This window comes from Acinetobacter portensis (assembly GCF_023158935.1).
GTDB classification, from domain to species: domain Bacteria; phylum Pseudomonadota; class Gammaproteobacteria; order Pseudomonadales; family Moraxellaceae; genus Acinetobacter; species Acinetobacter faecalis.
The window spans coordinates 1828525-1846038 of record NZ_CP096120.1 but is presented as its reverse complement, the minus strand read 5'-3'; the positions used below and the strand labels follow the sequence as shown (position 1 = coordinate 1846038).

Sequence of the window (17514 nt, the reverse complement as noted above, 5' to 3'; positions counted from 1 at the left end):
TTAAGCGAATTGTTTGATTTTAAAAAAGCACCGAATACGGTGCTTTTTTTTGCAATGATTATTTTAAATTTTGGTAGGTGTGTTTTGCGTACCATCCATAAGCAATGTGAAATATTGCTCCATGTAATGCAACAAGGCAAAGCATTACAACAGCAGCAAGAACTAGGCCTGCATTATCCGCAGATTTTAAAATTTCTTCTGCATTTGGGTTCATTAAAATTAAAAAGAAAATAAAGAAGCTACCAATAATGAGTGCGACAGCACTACTTCCCCAAACCAGTTGAATTTTTTCTTCTGGCAATGGAAGTCTTAATTCTTTTTTAACAAACTTTCTTGCACAAATAAATGCAGATGCAATTAATGCAGGGAGGAGCGTGATTCCACCAAGGTTTAGAACAAAAATAAGAATTGTGGTTGCGAGTACTAAAGCAATGCTATAAACAGCAGCAAAGTGTTTTAAATAATACGCCATAAATTCCCCAAGCAAAGTTTTAACATTCTAAGTTTTATAAAATTCGAGATTTTCTCTGATTACGACGATACCATATCCAAGCAACAATAATCAGCACGATTCCTATAATGAAATATCCAACTTGGCTGAATATTTTCTGCATAAAAGCTTGGTTTTCACCAAAATAGAAACCAATACAAGCAAGGAAAGTTGTCCAAATAATAGTTCCTAAACTGCTGTAAAACATAAATTTCCAAAAAGGCATTCGACTCATTCCGGCAGGTATGCTGATCAGTGAACGTACAGCAGGAATCATTCGTCCAAAGAACACAATTCTATGTCCATATTTTTCAAACCAAGAGAGTGATTTTTTTACATCTTCAGATTTAATAAATAAAAACTTTCCGTAGCGATCTACAAAATTGAATATAGTTTCGTGTTTGAATTTATAGCCAATCCAATACAGTAGCGCGGCAGCAAGCAAAGATCCTATACATCCTGCAATAATAACGCCTACAAGCAGTAATTGATTTTGCGAAGCAGTATAACCCGCAGAAGGCATAATGATTTCAGAGGGAATAGGAGGGAATACGTTGTCTAAGAACATAAGAATGGCTATACCTAAATAGCCAAGCTGTTCCATTATGGAGATCACCCATTCGGTTAAATTCATAATTTTAAGGAAATAAAAGATTAAATTTTTGTGATATTAATATTAATCAATTTTGACCAAAGTGTTTATATAAACTTTTCTTAAAATGTAAGCAAAGCCAATAGGCAACAGACATAAGAATATTAAAAAATAGAAGGTTGCATTTAGATGGTAGGAAATAAATAACGATAAAATACCGCCAATGCATGCACCTAAAAATACAATCAAAGTGTGTGATTTTCTTTCGAGATTATCTTTAAGCTCAAGATATTTATTTTCAAAGTGAAGTTCAGAAAATGCATAGTTAGGATGCAAATTAGGATTGGATGAGTTTTCTATTAATTTTGACATTTCGAGCACCTATCTTATTTTTCTAAATGATTTAAGCGATTAAATGCAGTTCAAAAATTAACTTAGCAAACTAGAATTATGGATAAGGTTTATTCTTGTGAGATTTACAGCATGAATTTGTTGTTAAGATATTTGATTTGTTTGTTTTTGGTTAAGTGCTTGAATTTTAGTAATAAGTTTTAATGTGTTGTCTGGCTTAGGTTTGGTGGTTAAATTTCAATCATATTTTTTATTATTGTAAATGGACTGTAAGAATGTAAAAAAGGGGCAAATAATTGCCCCTTTTTCTGTCTAATTAAAGACGTTTACGTTTTGCTGCCAAAATTTGTGATTGGCGCATACGGAAACCTTCTTTTTGCTTTTCTGTTGTTTTTTCAATGCAGTAAACACAAGAAACGCCATGTTCATAACTTGGAAGCTCAACTTCTTCAGGAAGTAGTGGCCAACCGCAAGCATGACACTTAATGTTTGCGCCTTCTTCCATACCATGAGTAACAGCAGTACGACCATCAAATACGAAGCATTCGCCTTCCCATAAGCTTTCTTCAGCAGGTGTTTCTTCTAAATATTTTAGAACGCCACCTTTAAGATGGTAAACCTCGTTAAAACCTTCTTGTAAAAGTAAAGATGTTGATTTTTCACAACGAATACCGCCTGTGCAGAACATTGCGATTTTCTTATCTTTATGTTGTTCAAGATTCTTTTTAACGTATTCAGGAAATTCACGGAAGGTTTCAGTTTTCGGGTCAATTGCGCCCTTAAAAGTACCTGCTTTATATTCGTAATCGTTACGTGTATCAATCAGAATAACATCGTCACGAGCAATAAGTTCATTCCATTCTTTAGGATCTAAGTAGTGACCAACTAAATCACGTGGCTTAACTTCTACGCCTAAAGTTACAATTTCTTTTTTAAGTTTGATTTTCATTTTACGGAATGGTTTTTCAGAGCTGTGAGACTCTTTATATTCCATTGTTGTAAAACCTTCATTTAAAAGAAACTGATGAATTGCATCAACAGCATCACGGTCACCAGCAACAGTACCGTTAATACCTTCACCTGCAACAATAAGAGTACCGCACAGATTGATTGTTTTTACCAAATCTAATAAACGTTGTTGAAGATCGGCAGGATCTTGAACTTCTTTGAACTGGTAAAGCGCTGCAACAACCCAATCAGTGGTCGCTTGCTGTTCTACAGGTGCAAGCTGTTCTACAGTAGCGTTCATGGAGTACTCCAATATATGTAGGATAAAAAATAAGGCGCATATTCTAACCTGAAAAGTTGGAATTGGCGAGAAAACCCATCCGTATTTATGGTTTTTAAATCTGCATGCAACAGGTATGATGCATATTCGAATTCATTCACACGTTACTGTATTTGTATTGGAGTAGGTTTTGAGTACTGATCGTCGAATCGCATCATTAACACCTTGTGCAGGGCGTTGCTCTACGGTATTTGGTGATTCAGTATGTCGTGGTTGTCGTCGCTTTAATCATGAAGTGATTAAGTGGAATACATATTCACTTGAACAGCAAAGTGCTGTTTGGCATCGTTTAGATGCACAGCTTGATCAAATTTTAGTGCCAATGCTACCTTTGGCAAATATTGAAGTCGCTGAAAAATTTGTGTTGTCTAAGCGTGTTCGCTTACGTGATGATGCATCAAAAGGGCGTAAGCTTTACCATGCGTTAAAAATTTGTGAAAAAAATAAAAACTTTGCAGATGAAAGTGGGTTGGGAATTCAGTCAAAACAAGTAAAAAGTATTTGGCAAGAATTTGAGCGTCGAGTTTTAGCTTTGGCGACGGCTAGTTTTGAAATGGCATTTTTAAGAGCCGATGTCATGAGTCTAAGTTTGCTAAAAGATATGGAAGAGAGCGATTAAGCTCTCTTTTTTTATAGTTTAAAGGTTGTGTACTAAACGATATTGCACAATTTCTTCAATAGTAATGACCGTCAAATGATGTGTTTGAGCATAAGCCAATACTTGAATGCCTGAAGCCATTGTTCCATCAGGATTGGTAAGTTCACATAACACACCTGAAGGTTTTAAACCTGCTAAGCGAGCTAAGTCAATCGTACCTTCAGTATGACCTCGACGTTCTAGAACACCACCTTTACGTGCACGTAAAGGGAAAACATGTCCAGGTCTATTTAGGTCTGTTGCTATAGCATCATCTTTAATAGCAGCTTTTACTGTTGTTGTGCGGTCTTTTGCAGATACACCAGTGGTTACACCTTCAGCAGCTTCAATAGTAATGGTAAATGCTGTTTTAAACTGACTTGAGTTATCTACAACCATTGGTGGAAGTTCTAGATGATCTGCCAACTCATCGGTTAAGCATAAGCAAACAATACCAGAGCCATCACGAATCATACGTGCCATGGTTTCATCTGTTAATGTTTCAGCAGCAACAATTAAGTCTGCTTCATTTTCACGATCAAAATCATCCATAACCAAAACAGGTTTGCCTTGGCGGATATCTTCAAGTGCTTGTTGTATACGTTCTTCTGCGGGTCTTAAGGCAGAAAAGAAAATTTCGGGTTGAATTAAACTAGACATTGAAACGCTCGCGTAAATTTTAAGTACGATTGAACATTTCAGGACGTGTGAAAATAGGCTCGTAGCGAATTCACTTAATATCTTATAAATAATAAAAGATGAATTAAGTGAATAATAAAGTGCTGTCGTCTTCTTTCATCCGGACTATACCGTCGGCTTTGGAGTTTCACCAAATCTGCGTCATGTAAAATTACATTCGGCTCGTGGGCTAAAAGCTTGAGCTTATTACCACCGGTGGGGAATTACACCCCGCCCTGAAGCGATTAAATTTATTATAGCTCTTTTTGTAGAAAGATAGGATGTTTGAAAAGGATTGTAATTTGCAGAATTTGATATAAGTAAAAAAGAAAATCTGGATTGTTTAGCTTTTTAGCATAATGCAGGAAATATGCTATCGTGCTAGCAATATTAAAATTCATAACTCATTCTAACAATGGATAAGACCAAATTAACTCAAAACCATCAATTTTCTCCCTTACTCTTCTGTCATGAAGGAGTACTGCGTTATTTAAATATTTTAGGACTTGCACTGATTGCAGTCAGTTTTTTGTATTTAATCGCAGCGAACTGGTGGATGCTGCCCAATTGGATTCAACTAACAATTCCAATGTTGATTTTATTTTGTAGTGCTAGCGCAAGTGTCTACTTTAGCAAACAGGAGTGGATTAGACAGGGTTTAGATACAGTAGCAGGATTGATGTTGGGCTTAAGTCTGGCTGTAATTGGACAGATTTATCAAACCGGTGCGGATAGTTATTTATTATTCTTACTGTGGTCAGTCATGCTGTTGCCTTGGTTGTATCGTCCGAATATTGGCATTTTTGCCATGTTGTGTATCGTTAGCCAGTTGGCGCTGTATTTGTATTTTAAGCAAAGTTTTTGGATGGAAAGGGCAGAAGGACTTTATCTGCTAGGTCTGAATGTACTCACTGCGATAAGTTTTGTTTTTGCAGTACGTTATTACTCGATACTACGGTTTTTGTTTATTGCATTCATGATCGCCATTTCGATTGGTAGCATGATGCTCTTCATTAATCAATTTCAGCTGATCTATTTAGCTTCATCAATCATTCTTCCTATTACTACGGCTTTCTATTTTTATCGTAAACATCAAGCATTAGAAACAATTTTGCTCATTGCAGGTTTGGCTGCAAGTTTAAGTATATGGATGTTTGAACTGGTAGATGAACAGTTAACTCACTCTGCTCTCGGCTTATTTGTATTAGCAACGCTGATTTTTGGCTGGTTTGCCATGATCAGTTTTGCGTTAAAGAAAATCTTTCCTCAAACTAAATTTTCAGTGATTCCACTAGCACTTGGTGCTTGGATTTCCGGAATTATTCTCGCGACTTTGCTTTTGACCTATTGGGAAGTGTTTTCAATATTGATGGGCATTATCTTTATTGGTATTGCGTGGAGATTGCTAAACAAGCAGCCTTCAGTTTTTATGCGCCAGTTTGCTTATTGTTTGTGGGTATGTGGTCAGGCTGCAATTTTAATTCATACCGGATTGCTTACCGAAAATATGTTTGTGGTTTGGCTTTTGCAATTGGTATTACTCGCTTTGACTGTAATTAAGCGAATGCACTGGTTCATTCTTACCTTGCAGCTGCTTGTTTCTCATGCTTTAGGAATTGCAGTTTTAGCCTTAGAAACTTCTTTTCGGTATGATGATGTTGTGATTCACATTGCCTTAAGCCTTAACTATGTCATTTTTATTGGGCTATTTTTAATGTCTCAATATTGGCAGGCTTCAAACTATCAGAAGAGTATTTATCTTTGGATGATTGCCATGCTAACAGGTTCAGCTATTGTTCAATCTGTAACTGGGTTAGAGCACTGGCAGGGCGTTGGACAAATTGGTTTTGATCAAATATTGCTGTTTTATATTCTTCCGAGTTTGCTAATGCTTAGCTTTATTTGGCAAAACAGACAACAGTTTTTTGAACGATGGCTATGGCTGATTCCTATCTTTGGTATTTCATTACTTTTATTAGGTTACTTTGAAATTTTTATTATTATGTTGCTTATGGCGTGGGCTGTGGTGTATCAGCAACGCCTTTTACAAGGGTTATTGATTTTATTGCTGATCTTTTGGCTTTGGATGCTGTATTACAATTTAGGACTTAGTTTTCTTGTGAAGAGTCTGACGATTTTCATTTCAGGTCTTATGGTTTGGCTTGTAGTTTATGGTTTAAAGCAGGTGAAGTTGAATCAGATTAGAGGAGAAGAGGCGTGAAAAAGTTATTTTCTCTAATTTTAGCTGGATTCAGTATTTTAATTTTTACAGGTTTAATTCTGAAACATGAAAATCATTTAGCAAATAGTCAGTCAATTTTTGTTGAGCTTGCTCCTGTCGATCCACGTTCGATTTTGCAAGGCGACTATATGATACTAAATTATGAACTGTATTTTGAGACTGGTATTGATGATGGTGCTGAAGCTTTACAAAATTGGAAAATTTTAGCTTTAGAGAAACACATTCAGAATAAAGCACATCCTTTAAGTTTTGTGTTGTTGGATGAGCAACGTCGTGTGATACAAACCCGTTTTGATGATAATTTTATAAAAGCTGATTCACAGATTTCCTTGCGTTTAGTTTTAAAGAATCCGTCCAATCAATTACAAAATTTATATCCAGCAGCAAATAGCTTTATGTTTGCAGAAGGGTTAGAGCCATGCTACAGCAAAGCAAAATATGCCGAAATTAAAGTAAAAGAAAATGGATTGGCATTATTGGTAAATTTAGTGGATCAGAACTTAATACCATTAAACTGTGAAAATTCAAAAAAATGGGGGCAGGGTAGCTAGCTAAAATAAATTTTAGTAGAAATGCTTTTCAATAAAAAAGCCCGCATATTGCGAGCTTTTTTGAATTTTGTAGATGCGTATTATGCAACTTGTACAGGAATGCAGTTAGCTGTGTGATTTACAGTATTGTTTGGATTTGCATAAACAAGACGTGGTTTATGTGCATCAGCTTCAGCTTCTGTGAAATCACCAAATGTCGCGATAATCATTAAATCACCAACATCTGCTTGAAGCGCAGCGCCACCATTTACAGAAATAATGCCTGAACCTTCTTCACCACGAATTGCATAAGTGGTAAAGCGCTTACCATTCGTCACGTTCCACATATGAATTTCTTCATATTCACGGATACCCGCTAAATCCAATAGAATACCGTCAATTGCACAAGAACCTTCATAATGTAATTCTGCTTGTGTAACGACGCAACGGTGAATTTTAGCTTTTAATAAACGAGATAGCATGGCTAGCGTCTCCTTAGTTGACCTAAGATTTTGTCTTAATAAACAAATTATTTTGAATGGGTAGTGCATTCATCGAGAGCGCATTTTGCTCTGAAAAAAGCAACAAGGCAAGCATGATTATTCAACAATTTATAGAATGATCAGTTTGGCTTATGGGCATTGATTTGATTCATGGCTTGCTGTATATCACCGTTTACTAGCAACTTAATGCGAGATAAAGCATGTGCAAGAGCATCATCCATTAAAGTTTGTTCGCTGCTTGGTGCTTTGCTTAATACATGACCTGACACGCGTTCTTTAGAACCAGGGTGACCAATACCAATACGTAAGCGGTGAAAGTTTGGACCTGTGTGCGGTACGATGTCACGTAAACCATTATGACCACCATGACCACCACCTGTTTTAAGGCGAATGATACCAGGGTTCATATCGAGTTCATCGTGTGCGATAAGCATTGCTTCTGGAGCGACTTGATAGAATTTTGCGAAGGGAACAACACTTTTGCCTGAGGCATTCATAAAGGTTGTTGGTAAAAGCAGACGAACGTCTTGACCTTCAATATTACCACGACCGCTAATTCCGTAGAATTTAGGATCTGTTTTAAGAGAAATGCCATATTGTTCTGCAAGGCGTTCTACGAACCAGAAGCCTGCATTATGGCGGGTTTGGGCATACTCTTTACCAGGGTTACCCAAACCTACAATCAGTGAAATATTTGACACTAATTTACACCATTAACACTTATGCACGTTTGAAGTCAGCGTGCATTGGAGTGTTTTTAGCTGGGTGACGTTGTAAAGCTTGGATTTTAACGCTTTCAACTTTACCGTCGATGTTGATTTCAACAACTTCTTCAAAGAAAGCATTGCTTTCAAGAGCTTTAACAAGTTCACGAAGCTCTAAAGTAACTGCTACAGGAGCTGCTTCGCCACCGTAGATGATAGCTGGAACTTTAGCTTGAAGACGAAGGCGGCGGCTCGCACCTTTCCCTTGTACTGCTTCTTCACGTGCTGCTGCGTTTAATACGAAGTTTGCCATGATAGACATCCTATTTAAGTTTAATTGGACTAAATCTGCGACCGATTTAGTACTAGAAAAGCCCTGCAAAAAGCAGGGCTTTGAAAATTCAGCGCTCTATTATAGATAAGAATCGAACATTGCGCTAATAGATTCTTCGTTATTAATACGACGAATTGTTTCAGCAACCATACTTGCTACTGAAACTTGGCGAATCTTACCAAGTGCTAAAGCTTCTTCTGAAAGAGGAATAGTGTCTGTAACAACTAATTCATCAATAACAGAGTTCTTTAAGTTTTCAATCGCTTTACCAGATAAAACTGGGTGAGTTGCATAAGCGACAACTTTGCGAGCACCAAAAGTTTTTAATGCATCAGCGGCTTTACAAAGAGTACCTGCAGTATCCACCATGTCATCAACAATGACACAGTCACGATCTCTCACATCGCCAATTAAATGCATCACTTGTGATTCATTTGCTTTTTGACGACGTTTGTCGATGATCGCAAGATCGATATCACCCATTTGTTTAGCAACAGCACGAGCACGTACTACACCACCAACGTCAGGCGAAACAACCATAAGGTTGTGATGCGACTGTTGGCGTAAGTCAGCTAAAAGCGCTGGCGTACCGTAAATGTTGTCTACAGGAATATCGAAGAAACCTTGGATTTGGTCGGCATGAAGGTCGATCATTACAACGCGGTCAACGCCTACAGTTGTAAGCATATCTGCTACAACTTTTGCAGTAATTGGTACACGGGCTGAACGAGGGCGACGATCTTGACGAGCATAACCAAAGTAAGGGATTACAGCAGTAATACGACCAGCACTTGCACGACGAAGCGCATCAGCCATTACCAAGATTTCCATTAGGTTATCATTGGTAGGGGCACAAGTAGGCTGTACGATGAATACGTCTTTACCACGAACATTTTCAGTAATTTCGACAGCAATTTCACCGTCAGAGAACTGACCTACAGAGGCAGCGCCTAGAGGAATATGTAAGTGACTTACGACTTTTTGAGCGAATTGTGGATGCGCAGTTCCACTAAAAACGACAAGATTGGGCATGAAGCACCCTTGGCGGTTAAGAATGTATGGAATAGATGGCAGGGGTAGCTGGATTCGAACCAACGGATGCCGAGATCAAAACCCGGTGCCTTACCACTTGGCGATACCCCTAATGCGGCAGAACTTTAATATTTTTACAGCTAAATGTCAAGATTAATTAACATTTGAGCAGTAAAGTATTGCTCTGTCTTTTTTGAGAAAATGGCAGGGGTAGCTGGATTCGAACCAACGGATGCCGAGATCAAAACCCGGTGCCTTACCACTTGGCGATACCCCTAAATTTGATAACTGTAAGGTGGCAGGGGTAGCTGGATTCGAACCAACGGATGCCGAGATCAAAACCCGGTGCCTTACCACTTGGCGATACCCCTAATACAGTACATCTACAGGTGAGTTAAATGGCAGGGGTAGCTGGATTCGAACCAACGGATGCCGAGATCAAAACCCGGTGCCTTACCACTTGGCGATACCCCTAACAAACTTCAAAATGGCGTAATGGTGATTCTTTCAAACTGCTAACCAAGTAAGATTTACAAGGCGCATTCTTAAGAATGTCATCAACATTCATTTTTTCAGTTACCTCAATAAACACACAAGCACCTGTACCTGTAAGTTTTGCTTTACCGAACTGATCTAAGTATTGCATTGCTTCATTCACTTCTGGATATAAATTTCTAGCTAGAGGCTCAAAATTATTTCCAAAATTGGATGGCGTTAACTGATAGGCGCAAAATTTAGTAGGCTTCGTGTCTCTTGTCAATGATTTTTGCGAAAAAAGCAATTGAGTGCTGATAAAACAATCAGGTTTAAGCACAATGAATTTTTTTTGATCTAAGTCTATGAATGTTAAGTGTTCGCCAATGCCTTCAGCCCAAGCATTTAAGCCATGCACAAAAATAGGAACATCAGCACCTAATTTAACACCTAAATCTGCAAGTTGTTCTATTGTTAATCCGCATTGCCAAAGCTTGTTGACCACAATCAGCGTTGTTGCAGCATTAGAGGATCCACCACCTAAGCCTGCACCCATTGGAATATTTTTTTCAATAGAAATGTTTAAACCTGTTGGCTTCTTCGCATAAGGTTTTAAAATTTCTGTCGCTTTGAAAATTAAATTTTGCTGTAAATCGACGCTGTTTAGACCATTAATTTGAATTTCATTTAATTCAATTGGTGTAAATTCCAACCAATCATATAAATCTATAAGTTGGAAAATACTTTGCAATTCGTGATAACCATTTTCACGGCGACCAGTAATATGCAAAAAAAGGTTAAGTTTGGCAGGCGAGGCAACACGAATCATAGACATACAAAATTAACGGTTTTGAATGATCATTGTAATACGATTTTCTTGTCCAGATTCAAGCGACTGCTTCAAAATTAATTTATTTGGTAGTGTTGCTTGTTCGTTATAACTTAAATCGACAGTCCAATCATTTTCAATAAATTGAGTTGGTCTATTGTTCTCATCTTTTTGAATTTGCGCAGTTGATGTTGCAGGTCGTGCTTGAATCCAGCTCACTAAATTTGTGATTGGTGTTTTCCATCCTGTTGCTTGTTCTAAAAGTTCTTCAGGAGTGTTTGCTGTGACTAAACCTGTATTTGCACTGTTCAGTGTAACTTGACCTGGCTTACCTGAAATTTGTGTTTTTCCAATACCAAGCATGCCACTTAACTCAATATCAAACTCTTGCTGTTCTTGAACCCAGCGGAAAAATGCACTGCCAGATTGTTGCGGTGTGCGAACGCCAATTTTCCCTTGTAAGTTAAATTGATTATTAGCTTCAACCATTTGTGTTGGTGCGCTACCAAGGGGGGTGGTGAATTGCTGACAACCTGTTAAGAAAACTGTGCTTGCAATTAGGCTTAAACTTAACTTTTTAAAAGTTCCCATGTTTTGCTTAACTCTTTTTTATTTGTTGCGGTAATAGTAAAGAATTTAATGGCTCTAATTGAGGATCATTTCGGTGATTTGTTTGTAATTCTTGTAACACCATCTCAAATTGCTGCATTTTACCTTGCATATAAAGTGACATTGCATAACGCACACCAATTTTTACGCTTGTACTTAATTCATATGCTTTTTTAAGTGCTTTTGCCGCTGCAGAAAAATCATTTTGTAAATAGGTGATATAACCCAATGTATCTAAAATTGAAGCTTGTTCAGGTGCAAGGTCTGCTGCATGTTCTGCAATTTGACGTGCTTCTTTTAGATTTCTATTTTGTAATGCGAGTGTATAAGCATAAGCATTTAAATATGCAGGATTATTTGGTTCAATTTCTAATAGATTTTGCAAAAGTTTATCTAGTTTTTCTTTATCGACATGTGCATCGAGTAATAGAACTTCCGCATAAATGAGTTCAGGATCATCAGGAATATTTTTAATAGCTTCATCAAGAAGGCGTAATGCTGCCTTTTTGTTGTTCATCATCATTAAAATTTCAGCTTGTGCCTGATACAGAAAACTTGCTTGATGAGGATAATTCACACGTTCTTGTGTTAAAAATCGTAAAGCATCGCTCAACTGATTTTGCTTGGCGAAAATAGAAATCATGCTACGACGTGAAATTGAATATAAACTTCCATCCACCAAGCGATAATAAGCTTTCGCTGTTTCATAATGCTCTTTGCGTTCTGCATTTACAGCTAAATAATAATAAGCTTCATTTTGATATTGATTGGAAGATCGTAATTCAACTAAATATTTTTCAGCTTTTTCATATTCCTTTAAATCAATACTGGTTAAGCCTGCAATAAACAAAGCTTCTTCTTGCTTTGGCCATTTCTTAATAATATTTTCAAGTCTGTTTAAAGCATCTATATTTCTATTTTGCTTAACTAAAAACTTTGCGCCAGCAATTTGAATATCATAGTTATTTTTATATTTTTTACTGGCTTTTTCATACCATGCTAATGTTGCTTGTTGGTCGCCAAGCGCATTTAACAGATTGGCCTTCATTAAGATATAACTTGTTGCTTTAGGACGTTTTTTTAAAGCTAAATTAATTGTGTCTAATGCATCTTCTAGTTGACCATTTTGAGCTTTAAGACCTGCTATAAGAACTAAAATAGAAGGATTGTTTTTTTCACTACTGGTTTTTAAAGCGCGAATGAGATCTTCACGGTCAGATGCTTGTTCTGGTGAAATACTGGCTAAAATTTCTTCTAGTTCTGCATTTGGATCTATTTTTAAAATTTTATCGAGCGTTTCTGCAGCAAGTTCATATTCATGTGATTTTAGTGCAATATGTGATAAATAGAATAGAGCAGGAACATCTTTGGGTTCTTGTAAAACCCAATGCGTTGCAATTTCTAAGGCGGCACTTAAATCTTCTTGTTCAATGGCAATATTTAAGGCGCGTTGTTTCACAGAAGTGGAGTTGCCTTTAATTGCAAGAACGGTGTAATTGTGTAAAGCAGTCGGAATATCGTGGTATGCAATTGCAAATTCTGCAATCATACTTTGTTTTATCGCATTATTTTTTGAGTTAGCATGATATATTCCTCCAGCTGCATGAAGTTGTGCAACAGAGAACATGCTACCAATGAGTAAGATTGTGGTAGAATATTGCTTGATTCTTACGCCATTTATTTGGCTATTTATTTGACGAATTTTTCTTAATCCAAGTAATGTTTTTATGACACCAATAATCCACAATAGCATAAATTTAGTGAAATGATGATCTGATATGTCTTTCTTTGCATTGGGTGTCAACCATCAAACCGCTTCTGTAGAGTTGCGAGAAAAAATTGCATTTAACCCAGAAAAGTTAAGTGCTTTACTTGCAAGTCAAAGCCATCACGCCGATTTAAATAAAATGGTGGTGGTTTCGACGTGTAATCGTACTGAAGTTTACGCTATGTCCGAGAACGTTGACATGGTGTTAAATTGGCTCGCTCAAGTAAATAGTATTGATGTAAAACAACTTGCAAATCATGTATATCGTTATGAAGATGCCCAAGCTGTTACGCACCTAATGCGTGTAGCAAGTGGTCTTGATTCTTTAATGTTGGGCGAACCTCAAATTTTAGGACAAGTTAAAACTGCTTTGGCTTTAGCAAAAGATTCTGAAACAGTTTCTCCTGAACTTAACCAAATTTTTGAATATGCTTTTTATGCAGCAAAACGTGTTCGTTCTGAAACTGCAGTAGGAAGTCATGCTGTTTCAATGGGTTATGCTGTAGCTCAGTTGGCGATTCAAGTATTCAGTAAGCCTGAAGAATTGACAGTAATGGTAGTTGCTGCGGGCGAAATGAATAGCTTGGTTGCTAAACATTTAGCTGAAATGGGTGTTGGTAAAGTTCTTATTTGCAATAGAACACGAGCAAGAGCAGAAAGTTTAGCGCAAGAAATAGCGCATCGTGTAAATGTAGAAATTATTGAATTTGATCAACTTGCAGAAAATTTACATCGGGCAGATGTAATTTCAAGTTGCACAGGTAGTTTGCATCAAGTTATTCATTTTAAAGATGTAAAAGCAGCATTAAAGAAGCGGCGTTACCAACAAATGTTATTGGTCGATTTGGCTGTTCCGCGTGATATTGATGCCAAAGTTGAAACGCTAGACGGCGTTTATTTATATGGTGTAGATGATCTACAAAGTGTTATTGAGGAAAACTTAGCACAACGTAGACAGGCTGCGGTTGAAGCTGAAGTGATGGTAAATCAGCTTGCAACAGAGTTGGTTACACAGCAAAAAATTAAAGGTGCAGGAAGTACAATTCAGCAATATCGTGAACATGGCGATGTTTTGCGTCAAGAAGAGTTAGCACAGGCTTTATTGCAATTACAAAAGGGCGAAAATGCTGAGAAAGTTTTACAGGAATTTTCACATCGGTTAACGCAAAAGCTTTTACATCCAGCATCAATTTTATTACGTGAAGCTGCGAAAGCAGAAGATCCTGAAGGCTTAGAAGTTTTACAAAATAGTTTAAGTGATGTAATTGAAAAACGTCGTAAACCAAAGCCTTAACGTAATTTTAAAAATATGATTTAAATAAAAGATCGTTTACTCATCAATTAAAGTAAGCGATCTTTTTTTATCAATCATATAAATTTGATGTTTTAGATTTTTCATTTCAGCAATACTGGTAAACTTTTTCGAACGAATTTTTTGTTGCAAGTATTGATGTTGCAATTTCGTTGAAAAATCTGCTGCGAGCTTATCTGCTTGCTCTGGTGAAGTAGTGTAATCGCTTACATTCGCTTGCTGTAAAATTCTTTGTAATTCAAAGTGGTGATTCGCACATGCACCAAGCACATAATATTTTGCATGTTCAGCATCATCAGGTAATTCATCAAAAATAATATTAAAAATATTCAGGATTTTATAAAGTAATTGATCTTGCGGAATGAGTGCGCGCAAAGGTTCAAAATGAATATACAAATATGGGTGATTCATTAAAATTGCGGCAACATATTCTTCAGCATCAATTTTTGTGCTAAAGCTGAGAGCTGCATCATTATTAACCTGAGGTTGCCATTTACGGTTAAAACCTAATTTTTCACGGAAATATTGTTGTAATAAATAGCGATAAGAACCGAATTTTGGAAGTAGTTCAGTAAGCTGTTTAAGCTCTGCCATTACCTGACTTTTGCCTTCGGGTGTGGTTACATTATGGTTTCGTGATAAATGGCTAAAAATAAATTCAGACATTAGTGGAGCATTTTCAAGCAGGCGCTTAAAGTTTTCAACACCTTCACGTCGAATGAGTGAATCTGGATCGTGGTCGTTAGGTAATACAAAAAACTTAAGTTCACGACCATCATTTAATAGTGGTAATGCAATTTCTAAAGTTCGGCGTGCCGCTTTTTGTCCCGCAGCATCACCATCAAATGCAATGGTAATGCGGTTATTTTGCTTAAATAAAATATTTAAGTGTTCTGTGTTACTTGCTGTACCTAATGTTGCGACAGCGCCATGAATGCCAGATTGCTGTAACGCAATAACATCCATGTAGCCTTCAACCATTAAATAATCATGTGCTTTTTCTTTGCGTCCTTCATACAAACCATATAAAAGTTGGTTTTTATGAAACACTTCAGAATCGGGTGAGTTGATGTATTTTGGTTTTATTTCATCGTTAAGCGCACGACCACCAAATCCAACAACACGACCTTTTGTATCACGAATAGGGAAAATGACACGATCTCGTAATAAGTCGAAATCACGTCCGCTATCGCTTGTACGAATAAGTCCTAAAAGCTTTAAACCTTCAATATCTTGAGGAAATGCTTTTTCTAAATGTTGCCAATCTTCAGGTGCATAGCCTAAACGCCAAAACTGAATGGTTTTTTCAGTTAAGCCACGTTTTTTGAAATATTGCTGTGCAGATTGACTGTTTGGTAATTGGCGCTCGTAAAATTGTGCAATATTTTCCAATAAATCAAAAAGATTACCTTCTTGTGCAGGTGCTTCATCTTCAATTTGAAATTGTTCAAAACCTGCAAAAGGATCGCTTGGAGCTTGAAAGTCCTCAAATGGATCGAAGGCAACAGGTGCACTATTTTCTACAACAGGTGAAGCCGTTTGTTGTTCAGCAGGTTTTGGCGCTGTCGGTTTTTTTGTTTCTCGTTTATAGAGAATTTTTTTAGATTCTTGATTGTCTTTTGGAAGATCTATGCCTGTTTGGCTTGATAGATCTTTCATGACCTCAACAAAGTTGCGTCCATCAATATCCATTAAAAAGCGAATGGCATTACCATTGGCTTGGCAACCAAAGCAGTGATAGTACTGTTTGTCTGCATAAACATGGAAAGATGGTGATTTTTCTTGATGAAAAGGGCAACAGCCTGAATAGGTACGACCTGACTTTTTTAATTTCACACGTTGACCAATTAAATCGACAATATCTGTACGATCTAAAATTTGATCTATCGTGTGCTGAGGAATTGCCATAAGTCTTCTATCGGTCGCTATGTTGGTCTAAATCGATTTTGTGTTAATTGCGAATATTTTCAGTATGTGATTCATCTACAATCACAATTTAGTCACTGAATTTAAATTTGTCTAGCTTTTAATCATGTTAAAAAAATAACGGTACATGCAAAAGCAAAAGGGCAAGTATGATAACTTGCCCTTGCTGAAAATGCGATGCTTAAGAAGCTTAATTACGCTGTGGATCGTATAAACTTTCATTTGCTGTTGCAGGTGTTGTTGGTTCAACACGATTCGGACGATCTAATAAACCAAAACTAGCACGATTCAACAAACTTGGTTTGTTTGTATCTTGAGGTGCTTCAATTTCAGTTGCAGTAGATGTTGTTGCTTCACGACCAAATAAACCTAAAGTTGCACGGTTTAATAAGCTACCTTGGTTACGTGCAGCACGCATATTTACAGTGCCATCAGCTTTAACAAGATTTGGTGAATTCAGTTTTAGGACATCTGCATATTGCTGAGCAAGTTGTTGATCGCCCAATTGCGCATAGCCATTAGACATCATTGCAAGTGCTTCAGGAACTTGCGGTGTATTTGGGTAATGTTCTACAACCCATTGCGCACGCTCAATAGATGCAACCCAAGCTTTACGTTTTTCGTTAAAGCGAGCCGCATTCATTTCAGATTCAGCAAGTTCGGTACCAATAAACTTCATACGTTGTGCTGCATCTACAGCATACGTACTAGAAGGGTAGCGACGAATAAGATCTACAAAGTTTTGATAAGCAACTTTTAAATAGCTTACATCGCGATGAGATTGTTTAAGTGAAGTGAAACGAATAAGACCGTCGTAATTTTGCTCCATATTCGCCACACCACGAACATAGTAAGCATAATCAACGTTAGGATGTTGAGGATTCATGCGAATAAAACGATCTGCTAATGCAAGCGCACCTTCATAATCTTTTTGCTGAAACTTCGCATATAAAAGTTCTAATTGAGCTTGTTGCGCATATTCGCCTGTCGGATAATATGTTTCAATTGCTTCTAAATGTTTTGATGCGTCTGTATATTGACCGCGTTCAAGTGCTTTTTCTGCTTTTTGAATATAAACTTGTTCGCTAGACTGCGGACCTGTATCGACCACTTCTTTTTTTGGATTACTGCTACAACCCACGATTGACGTAGTTATACCAATCGTTAGAGCAAGCATTGTAATTTTATAATGTGGTAGCGACATAAAAATTCCTC

18 protein-coding genes, 4 tRNA genes and 1 riboswitch are annotated in these 17514 nt (G+C 37.1%); of the genes, 4 read left to right on the top strand and 18 right to left on the bottom strand.

Annotated features, from left to right (window positions below; all coding sequences use genetic code 11):
• Nucleotides 1-58: 58 nt before the first annotated feature.
• The 4 genes from MZO21_RS09275 to MZO21_RS09260 all read right to left on the bottom strand — a co-directional run bounded on the left by MZO21_RS09275 (nt 59) and on the right by MZO21_RS09260 (nt 2682).
• Complete coding sequence (locus tag MZO21_RS09275) at nt 59-472, bottom strand: ABZJ_00895 family protein (RefSeq protein ID WP_154772297.1); 414 nt, start codon at nt 470-472, stop codon at nt 59-61.
• Nucleotides 473-506: 34 nt separating this feature from the next.
• Nucleotides 507-1124, bottom strand: coding sequence for a DedA family protein (locus tag MZO21_RS09270; protein ID WP_154772298.1), 618 nt, complete (start codon nt 1122-1124; stop codon nt 507-509).
• A gap of 42 nt (nt 1125-1166) precedes the next feature.
• Nucleotides 1167-1454, bottom strand: a complete 288-nt coding sequence (locus MZO21_RS09265) for a hypothetical protein (RefSeq protein WP_154772299.1) — start codon at nt 1452-1454, stop codon at nt 1167-1169.
• Nucleotides 1455-1749: 295 nt separating this feature from the next.
• Nucleotides 1750-2682 (bottom strand): rhodanese-related sulfurtransferase, encoded by a 933-nt coding sequence (locus tag MZO21_RS09260; protein ID WP_154772300.1) that lies wholly within the window; start codon nt 2680-2682, stop codon nt 1750-1752.
• Between the two features lie 169 nt (nt 2683-2851).
• Between MZO21_RS09260 and MZO21_RS09255 the strand changes: the two genes are divergently transcribed.
• Nucleotides 2852-3340 carry a DUF1289 domain-containing protein gene (locus tag MZO21_RS09255; RefSeq protein ID WP_154772301.1) on the top strand — a complete coding sequence of 163 codons (489 nt, stop codon included), beginning with the start codon at nt 2852-2854 and terminating at the stop codon, nt 3338-3340.
• An 18-nt stretch (nt 3341-3358) separates the two neighbouring features.
• On the opposite strand, the gene ribB is transcribed toward MZO21_RS09255, so the two are convergent.
• On the bottom strand, nt 3359-4018 hold the full coding sequence (gene ribB, locus MZO21_RS09250; RefSeq protein WP_248102250.1) for a 3,4-dihydroxy-2-butanone-4-phosphate synthase: 660 nt from the start codon (nt 4016-4018) through the stop codon (nt 3359-3361).
• Nucleotides 4019-4141: 123 nt separating this feature from the next.
• Nucleotides 4142-4283, bottom strand: a riboswitch (FMN riboswitch).
• 168 nt (nt 4284-4451) lie between these two features.
• Between ribB and MZO21_RS09245 the strand changes: the two genes are divergently transcribed.
• Together MZO21_RS09245 and MZO21_RS09240 are read left to right on the top strand one after the other, a co-directional pair.
• Nucleotides 4452-6257, top strand: a complete 1806-nt coding sequence (locus MZO21_RS09245) for a DUF2157 domain-containing protein (protein WP_154772303.1) — start codon at nt 4452-4454, stop codon at nt 6255-6257.
• Nucleotides 6254-6829, top strand: coding sequence for a GDYXXLXY domain-containing protein (locus MZO21_RS09240; RefSeq protein WP_171501230.1), 576 nt, complete (start codon nt 6254-6256; stop codon nt 6827-6829). The genes MZO21_RS09245 and MZO21_RS09240 overlap by 4 nt, the downstream gene beginning before the upstream one ends.
• A gap of 80 nt (nt 6830-6909) precedes the next feature.
• Here the strand turns inward: MZO21_RS09240 and panD are convergent, their stop codons facing one another.
• From panD to MZO21_RS09185, 11 genes are all read right to left on the bottom strand, one after another.
• On the bottom strand, nt 6910-7290 hold the full coding sequence (gene panD / locus MZO21_RS09235; RefSeq protein ID WP_153372096.1) for an aspartate 1-decarboxylase: 381 nt from the start codon (nt 7288-7290) through the stop codon (nt 6910-6912).
• 140 nt (nt 7291-7430) lie between these two features.
• The gene (gene pth, locus MZO21_RS09230; RefSeq protein ID WP_171501231.1) at nt 7431-8012 is read right to left on the bottom strand and encodes an aminoacyl-tRNA hydrolase; all 582 of its coding nucleotides are present in this window, start codon (nt 8010-8012) and stop codon (nt 7431-7433) included.
• A 19-nt stretch (nt 8013-8031) separates the two neighbouring features.
• Entirely contained in the window at nt 8032-8328 is a 297-nt protein-coding gene (gene rplY / locus MZO21_RS09225) for a 50S ribosomal protein L25 (RefSeq protein ID WP_154772304.1), read from the bottom strand.
• Nucleotides 8329-8427: 99 nt separating this feature from the next.
• Entirely contained in the window at nt 8428-9381 is a 954-nt protein-coding gene (locus MZO21_RS09220) for a ribose-phosphate pyrophosphokinase (protein ID WP_154772305.1), read from the bottom strand.
• Nucleotides 9382-9417: 36 nt separating this feature from the next.
• A tRNA-Gln gene (locus MZO21_RS09215) sits at nt 9418-9492 on the bottom strand.
• Nucleotides 9493-9583: 91 nt separating this feature from the next.
• Nucleotides 9584-9658: transfer RNA gene (locus MZO21_RS09210), tRNA-Gln, on the bottom strand.
• Between the two features lie 19 nt (nt 9659-9677).
• Nucleotides 9678-9752, bottom strand: a tRNA-Gln gene (locus MZO21_RS09205).
• A 28-nt stretch (nt 9753-9780) separates the two neighbouring features.
• A tRNA-Gln gene (locus tag MZO21_RS09200) sits at nt 9781-9855 on the bottom strand.
• Entirely contained in the window at nt 9854-10684 is an 831-nt protein-coding gene (gene ispE / locus MZO21_RS09195) for a 4-(cytidine 5'-diphospho)-2-C-methyl-D-erythritol kinase (RefSeq protein WP_154772334.1), read from the bottom strand. The genes MZO21_RS09200 and ispE overlap by 2 nt, the downstream gene beginning before the upstream one ends.
• A gap of 12 nt (nt 10685-10696) precedes the next feature.
• On the bottom strand, nt 10697-11275 hold the full coding sequence (lolB, locus tag MZO21_RS09190; protein ID WP_154772306.1) for a lipoprotein insertase outer membrane protein LolB: 579 nt from the start codon (nt 11273-11275) through the stop codon (nt 10697-10699).
• A gap of 7 nt (nt 11276-11282) precedes the next feature.
• Nucleotides 11283-12995, bottom strand: a complete 1713-nt coding sequence (locus MZO21_RS09185; protein ID WP_248101813.1) for a tetratricopeptide repeat protein — start codon at nt 12993-12995, stop codon at nt 11283-11285.
• 76 nt (nt 12996-13071) lie between these two features.
• Here MZO21_RS09185 and hemA point away from each other — a divergent pair, with 76 nt between their 5' ends.
• Nucleotides 13072-14355, top strand: coding sequence for a glutamyl-tRNA reductase (gene hemA, locus MZO21_RS09180; RefSeq protein ID WP_154772307.1), 1284 nt, complete (start codon nt 13072-13074; stop codon nt 14353-14355).
• 36 nt (nt 14356-14391) lie between these two features.
• Here the strand turns inward: hemA and MZO21_RS09175 are convergent, their stop codons facing one another.
• Both MZO21_RS09175 and MZO21_RS09170 read right to left on the bottom strand, forming a co-directional pair.
• A complete protein-coding gene (locus MZO21_RS09175) occupies nt 14392-16281 on the bottom strand; it encodes a DNA primase (protein WP_154772308.1) in 1890 nt (629 codons plus the stop codon).
• A 208-nt stretch (nt 16282-16489) separates the two neighbouring features.
• On the bottom strand, nt 16490-17503 hold the full coding sequence (locus tag MZO21_RS09170; protein ID WP_154772309.1) for an outer membrane protein assembly factor BamD: 1014 nt from the start codon (nt 17501-17503) through the stop codon (nt 16490-16492).
• Between the last annotated feature and the right edge of the window lie 11 nt (nt 17504-17514).